1 pseudogene is annotated in these 1,020 nt (G+C 59.5%); it reads left to right on the forward strand.

Going from position 1 to position 1,020, the window contains the following annotated elements:
- Positions 1 to 113: 113 nt before the first annotated feature.
- Positions 114 to 975, forward strand: a pseudogene (locus tag NX068_RS21080) (integrase core domain-containing protein).
- Positions 976 to 1,020 lie beyond the last annotated feature (45 nt).

The following is a 1,020-nucleotide window of genomic DNA, read 5'->3' on the forward strand; positions in this document are numbered from 1 at the left end:
TGTGCTGATACGGTATTCCCCTGACAGTTGACCACATTGGGGGGTGGTCATACGACCCCGAGCCGGGTTATGAAACGGGTACCCCTACCTGTTCATGACCTGGAGAAGGACGCATGACCACCGAAGAGAAAATAGCACGTCGCAAGCTCAGTCTTCTGGACCTGGCGCAAGAGCTTCACAACGTGAGCAAGGCCTGCAAGGTGATGGGCTACAGCCGTCAGCAGTTCTATGAAATCCGGCGCAACTACCAGACTTACGGCTCAGCCGGTTTGCTGGACAAACTGCCGGGCTGCAAGGGCGCCCACCCGAACCGGGTCGCGCCGGAGATCGAGGCGTCGATCCTGGCTCGAAGAGCAGGTTCGATTGCTCGAACGCTTCAGTCCCGAGTTCCGGGAACGGCAGATCGAAGTGCATCACACCGGCGAACTGGTTGCCATCGACACCTTCTTCGTCGGCAGCCTCAAGGGGGTGGGCAAGGTCTATCTGCAGACGGTGCTGGACTGCTACAGCCGCTTCGCCTTTGGTCGGCTCTACACCAGCAAGCTGCCGCTGACCGCCGTCCATGTGCTCAACAACGACGTGCTGCCGTTCTTCGAACAGCATGGTGTGAGAATCGAGACGGTCCTCTCGGACAACGGACGCGAATACTGCGGCCGGCCCGATCATCATCCGTTCGAGCTGTTCCTGCAGTTGGAAGGCATCGAACATCGCACCACGCGTGTTCGCAGGCCGCAGAGCAACGGCTTCGTTGAAAGGCTGCACCGCACGTTGCTCGACGAGCACTTCCGGGTGGCCGGGCGCACGACAGGGTACGAGTCTGTCGATCAAATGCAGGAAGACCTCGAACGCTATCTGCATCACTACAACCATGAGCGGCCCCATCAAGGGCGGATGATGGAGGGCAGAACGCCGATTCAGGCCTTCATGGCAGGCATCACTGAGCAGCCCGAAGTGCCGATGATGGAAGCTGCGTAAAACAACACCGGCCCGGGGCCGGTGTCAGGGGAATACTTGATCTGT

The sequence above is a fragment of the Thauera carbonicopians genome, from assembly GCF_025699485.1.
Classification (GTDB): domain Bacteria; phylum Pseudomonadota; class Gammaproteobacteria; order Burkholderiales; family Rhodocyclaceae; genus Thauera.